This window comes from Sulfurovum sp. bin170, assembly GCF_010892395.1.
Taxonomy (GTDB): domain Bacteria; phylum Campylobacterota; class Campylobacteria; order Campylobacterales; family Sulfurovaceae; genus UBA1140.
In genome coordinates this window covers 1-5656 of sequence record NZ_JAACKB010000085.1, presented here as the reverse complement: position 1 = coordinate 5656, position 5656 = coordinate 1, and the positions used below count along the sequence as shown (strand labels likewise).

4 protein-coding genes are annotated in these 5656 nt (G+C 35.0%); 3 read left to right on the top strand and 1 reads right to left on the bottom strand.

What is annotated here, in order from left to right; genetic code table 11:
• Window positions 1–69 precede the first annotated feature (69 nt).
• The 3 genes from GSY74_RS02020 to GSY74_RS02010 all read left to right on the top strand — a co-directional run bounded on the left by GSY74_RS02020 (window position 70) and on the right by GSY74_RS02010 (window position 4271).
• Window positions 70–570 carry a hypothetical protein gene (locus GSY74_RS02020; RefSeq protein WP_164663449.1) on the top strand — a complete coding sequence of 167 codons (501 nt, stop codon included), beginning with the start codon at window positions 70–72 and terminating at the stop codon, window positions 568–570.
• Between the two features lie 138 nt (window positions 571–708).
• Entirely contained in the window at window positions 709–2724 is a 2016-nt protein-coding gene (locus tag GSY74_RS02015) for a caspase family protein (protein ID WP_164663448.1), read from the top strand.
• A 47-nt stretch (window positions 2725–2771) separates the two neighbouring features.
• Complete coding sequence (locus GSY74_RS02010) at window positions 2772–4271, top strand: hypothetical protein (RefSeq protein ID WP_164663447.1); 1500 nt, start codon at window positions 2772–2774, stop codon at window positions 4269–4271.
• A gap of 23 nt (window positions 4272–4294) precedes the next feature.
• Here GSY74_RS02010 and GSY74_RS02005 read toward each other — a convergent pair.
• The coding region (locus GSY74_RS02005) for a S1C family serine protease (protein WP_164663446.1) at window positions 4295–5656 on the bottom strand (1362 nt) is incomplete at its 5' end.

The following is a 5656-nucleotide window of genomic DNA, read 5'->3' as shown; positions in this document are numbered from 1 at the left end:
CTTAGCTTTAACTTAATTTGATGTATGATTTTAATTGTAATTAATTAAATATATAAGGAGTTTTTAATTATGAAAATTTTAAAAAATACATTGGCATCTGTTTTGGTGCTATCAACTTTGGCTAGTGCTGGTACTTTTGAGCAGAATGGGGTTAAAGAGGGGAATAACAGAGTTGCTGCGACTGCTCGTCTTACTTCTCCAGATGAGGGTGATGAGAATATTCAATTTATTGGGCAGTATGGTAAGTTTCTAACTGATGATATAGAGATAATGTTAGATGTTTTCACTCATACTCAAAATGCTGAAACCATATATATGCTTGGTGCGGGTGTAAACTACTATTTTGCAAAAACACCAACTTTAACACCTTATATCGGAGCTCAATACTACCACTCAGATTATACTGCAACTGGAGACTGGGATTCAAATGGTATGAGAACAAATATTGGAGCACATAAATTTTTAACTGAAAATTTTGCTATTACTCCTGAAGCAGGTGCTTTGTTTATTGATTTTGAAGATTATAGAGAGTCTTATCTTAATATATACCTGACATACTTCTTTGATTAACATTTGTGGTGGGCTTAAAAGCACCACTGTTGTAGAGACAAGGCATGCCTTGTCTCTACAGTATAATATTAAATTGACACTTTAAAGACATCCTCTTCTGCTATAATTAAAACCAACATTTTAAAATAAGGAACAGAAATGAAAACTTCTATCAAACTCCTAACCCTATTTATATTTATTCTAGGTGTATCAGCTTGTCAAAATAGCTCACCAACTCCAAAAGGAATATCCACAAGCTCTTCAAAAGCCGTTGATAGTAAAGAACCACTAACCGTTATCGGTGGAGAACTTAGTTATGAGCTAATCAATACTATCCAGAGTAGTAGCAAACTATATGGAGTAAACTTCAATCCTAAAAACAGTACACTGATAACATATGGGGATAGTAGTACTATTACCATATATAGTATGGATTTACAACCTATAGCCCATATAGAAAGTAAAAATGATGAGATAAAAGCTATAGATATTAGCTTGGATGGAGCTTATCTAGCTTGTGGAGGAGATGATGGTTTCGTAGAGATATGGAGTCTGGATAGTTACAAGCTCATTCATCGTATGCAGAGCAATTCAGACGATACATTAGCCATCGCTTTCAATTCAGATGCCACAAAAGTAGCAAGTGGTGGAGAGGAGAAAGTTATAGATGTTTGGAATGCAAAAGCAGGTAATCAAATAGCAAGACTAGAGGGACATCAAGATGAGGTCACCAATATCTCTTTTATAGATTTCAACAGAAAAATAGTCTCCAGTGCCAAAGATAAAAATACAAAAATTTGGGATGTAGTAAAGAAAAAAACAGTCTACTCCTATCTCACTCCATCCAATGAGTATGGTGAGATAAAAAAAGCTAAATCTTTTGATGACTATACGATAACAGCACTAACAGAAGTTGAAAGTGCAGAGGGAAATAGTAGAAAAAGAAATGGACCTCCTGTATGGAAATATACCATGAAGTTCAAAGACAACCAAGGTAATACGCTAAAAGAGTTTGACCAACATAGAGGACCCATTACTGATATAGCCGTAGCTACCAATAGAAGTTATATGGCATCTAGTTCTCTGGATAAAACTGTTAGATTGTGGGATTTGGAGAAGAGAAAACATATAACCAATATCGTACTAAAAGATAAAGCTTACGGTGTTACGATTAACAAATCGGGACATCTACTTGTAGCCCTTGAAGGTAAAAGAAATATCAAACTTTTTCAGATAAAAAGCTCTTACTCTCCTACAGATAGTTCGTCAAGTAGTTCTGCCTCTGTACCAGTAGCTACTAGTAGCAATATCTCAACTTGGTACAAAAAACAGTATGCTATTGTCGTAGGGATTGACCACTACAAACGACTCTCTCTTCCACGGCTGAATAATGCGATTACAGATGCAAGAAGTGTAGCAGGAATTTTAAGAAAAAAAGGTTTCTCAGTCATCGAACTCTATAATGAGAATGCTACAAAAGAGAGAATGCTTGATGCACTCAAAAAGATTAAACAGCTCTCCACAGCCCAAGATGCAACTCTGTTCTATTTTGCAGGACATGGTGATGGAGTCTCTGGACACAACAATGTAAGAGAGGGTTATATCTTGCCTTATGATTTCAACTCTGACCTCAACAGCCCTAGTACAGATGTGATGTATTATGATAAATCAGCACTTAGTATCAGCTCTCTGGTTATGTACTCACGAGATACAAAAGCAAAACATATTGGTATTATCTTGGACTCTTGTTTCTCAGGTCTTGCGATGGAGTCAAAATATGCTAAAAAGTCTATAGCAGGAGTATCTAGTAAACAGCTAGATAGCGTTGAGTATGACACAAAAACTCGTTCAGTTAGAATAAAACCTACAAGCGTAGCCTCAACGGATAGCAATAGTGAGATTAACAATCTATTTAGAGACCTTTTAGCTAAAAAGTCTATCAATATCTTAACCGCAGGAGATGACCAACCTGTATCAGATGGTTCAGGTCACTCACCATTTACACAGGCTTTTTTAGAAGTATTGGATTCAAGTGTTGATAAAGATGGGTATATTAGATTTACAACACTTGCTGATTATATCAAAAAGTATGTTGAAGGTAAAACCAAACAGCAACAGAAACCTCAATATAAAAATGAGAGTTTAGAAGATGGAGATTTTATATTTAAATTATAGTAGGGGTAGACCAATGTGTCTACCCTAAAATTTGAAAGGAACAAAAAATGAAAAAATTAATTTTACTACTAACAATAGTAGGTACGATGTGGTTTACAGCTTGTGGCAGTGATAGTAGCAAAGAGGCAAAAGAGTTGCTTCAACGGATTTTAAATCTAGTGGGTATTCCACAATCTATAGTAGTCAATGTTTGTCAAGACAATAACGACAACAATCTCTGTGAAAGCACAGAAATTTTAGCAAGTATCACTATTGATAAAGGTGATACAGTTGATACTATATGGGCAAAGGTATTTGATGATGGTAGCAACTCATATTGGCTTGAGAATATTGACCCAGATAAAAAGCTCTTACTAGTGATGCAAGATAGAGATAGTGTACAACATGATGATGGTAAATTCGCATTACCTTTCACTGTTGATGCGGCAAAAGAGCAGAATGCTACCAAAGAGCTATCTATCTTGGAGTCAATGGTTGATGAGAATTACCTGAATGCAAGTGAAGTTGTAGCTGTCAAAAGCATGGATTCCGTTGATAAGTTCTATGCCGTACTTCTGAAAGATTTGATGAAAAACTTCAATACTCTAAAAGATAAAGAGCTTGACTCCTCTCAATCAATCTTGGCAAACCTTGAATATATGGCTAATGATTTAAGAGATAAAGGAATTAGTAAAACACTTCCTGATAGAGTAAACGCTTGTAATGGAAATGTGGCTTGTGTGGATGCTATTATAGATGATGTCTTTAAAGATTTGGAGATTACTGATAGTGAAGCAGATGAGATTGTTCAAAAAGAGAGAGAAAAAGATGCTCCGTCTGAAGCTACTAATAGTAGTACAGGAAGTAGTAGAACCATGTTTCTCTCAAAAGAGACAAGCTATGATGAAGATGGGAATGTAGAGGATACAGAGACATATCAGTATGATAGTAACAATAGAATGATAGATGATGATGAGTGTACCTATAACTATGATAGTAAAAATAGATTAACAGAGAGTTCATGTACTTATAGTGATGAGGGAGAGAGAACTACACATAGAGCAGTATATTCATATAGTGGTGATAGATTGATAGAGCATACCTACTATACTGATGGTAAACTTGATGGTAATTGGAAAGTTATTGAGTGGAGTGGTGCTAAACCTATAAAAATAGAGTGGACTGATAATGAAAATGGAACTTGGACTTGGACTATAAGTTATACAGGTGATAATCCAACGCATATAGAGTATACTTATAGCAATGGAATGACTTGGAAGATAGATAGAGAGTTTGATAATAAAAATACACCTTATGATTGGGATAGTCTATTTGGAGGAGTTTACTATGGATGGTGGTATGGTAAAAATAATATTACCAGAGAAGAGATAACTAGTAGTTATGAGTATGCTGGTCAAACCTATACAGGAAAAACCGTCACAAGAAATGAGATTACATATAATAGTAGTGATTTACCAACTAGGATAGATACATATATGACTTCAACTTCTAGTAATAGTGAGAGTAGTTATACGATTCATACTTATACTACTTATGAGTATAAGTAATTTATTATAAAGGGTCTGATGATTTACAAATCATCAGACTTAACAGATTTAATACTATATCTGCTCAAAATCTCCTCTTCAATCGCTTCTGCTTTTTTCTTATCTATAATGAGTTTGGACTCATCCTCATCCTCCAAAACAATATATTTCTCTTTGGAAGTAGAAATCAAGGTGTAGAACTCTTTTAAATTTTTAAAACTTTTCCCATTTATCTTCTCTATCTTCCAAAAACCAAAACTATAATCACCACGACTAAGACTAGAAGCCAATACTTTTAAGAGTATGACAATCTCCTGTCTATCCTCTGTGGGAAATTTAGTCGCACCATAACGCAAAGGAAGATGTGGCATTGGAGATGAGTTCAAGAGGTTTTTAGTCAGTGCAGAGAATACATATCCACCAAGCATAAAGTAGCTTGGCATCTTATCATACTCTAGTTTGGCATAGATGGAGTTATCACTACTCTGTTTTTCTGGAAGTTTTACTTTGAGAGTAATCTTTTCCCCTTTTCGAAGAATATCTAAGGTGACTTCATCTCCATATTGATGTATATCTATATAATATTTGAAGTGCGTATATTGATTATCTCTAAACTCAACTGTACCATCACTCTCTATTTTGTGATGGTCTATAGCTGTTATGATATCCTCTTTTTGCAATACCTCTTTGAAAGGTGAGTTGTATAGAATATCTACCACCAAGATACCACCAGCTTTTTCATCTAGTTTATAGTACTCTTTTTGTGTTGGATTCTCTATCATATCTATCTGAATGCCTAATTTTGGGAATCCATCATACTCTCCATCCTCGACATCTTTTAGAAAGTGTTGAACTACATCTACAGGAACCATATAGCCTATGTTTTGAGCCATTGCTATCTGTTGCATTACAACACCAACTATCTTGCCATTAGAGATAGTCGGACCACCTGAATTCCCAGGGTTTATCGCTGCATCAATCTGTATAGAGAGAAAGCTTTGACCACTATGAGCATAGATATTATGTTCTATTCTTGATACTATTCCTGTACTAACACTTATTGTGTTACCACCCATTGGATATCCATATACTGTTACATTATCTTGCATTTTTGGTAGTTCTCCAAATGTAAGTGCGGTAGTTTCATCAAAAAAATGCTTATCGTTAACTTCCAGTAGTGCCAAGTCTGTCTCGTGAGAGACCTCTAAAACTTTTGCCTGATATCTTTTGGTATCTCCATACTTTTTAACTTCTAAAAATGTCTCATTTGCCACCACATGAGCATTGGTTAGTATTCTGTTACCTGATATGATACTTCCTGAACCACTAGAGCGACTCACTGTGCTGTTCCATGGTTCCAAGTAGTTTGGGTGTTTTGATACTGTATAGATTTTAACTATAGATTT

Coding starts and splice junctions, on each gene's coding strand:
- GSY74_RS02010 (WP_164663447.1), top strand. CDS start 2,772: ATGAAAAAATTAATTTTACTACTAACAATAGTAGGTACGATGTGGTTT.
- GSY74_RS02020 (WP_164663449.1), top strand. CDS start 70: ATGAAAATTTTAAAAAATACATTGGCATCTGTTTTGGTGCTATCAACT.
- GSY74_RS02015 (WP_164663448.1), top strand. CDS start 709: ATGAAAACTTCTATCAAACTCCTAACCCTATTTATATTTATTCTAGGT.